This is a genomic window from Psychromonas aquatilis (assembly GCF_038155185.1).
In the GTDB taxonomy this organism is placed as follows: domain Bacteria; phylum Pseudomonadota; class Gammaproteobacteria; order Enterobacterales; family Psychromonadaceae; genus Psychromonas; species Psychromonas aquatilis.
Genome location: NZ_JBAKAZ010000346.1, coordinates 1 through 219, shown reverse-complemented (window position 1 = coordinate 219; position 219 = coordinate 1). Strand labels below are relative to the sequence as shown.

Below are 219 nucleotides of genomic sequence, written 5' to 3'. Positions count from 1 at the left end.
TGGTCCCCTCTTCAGAGAAGAACTTAATGCCATTATCGTAATAAGGCTTGTGTGACGCACTGATCACAATACCGGCAGTTGCACGAAAAGTAAGAGTTAAATAAGCAATCGCAGGTGTTGGCATTGGACCAACTAATGCAGTTACAACTACTCCAGAGGTTAAACCAGCCTGTAAAACCGCTTCAAGCATATAACCTGAGATTCGAGGATCTTTACCAA

General features: G+C 42.9%; 1 pseudogene. It reads right to left on the bottom strand.

What is annotated here, in order from left to right:
- Positions 1-219, bottom strand: a pseudogene (glmM, locus tag V6256_RS15790) (phosphoglucosamine mutase); the annotation flags it as partial.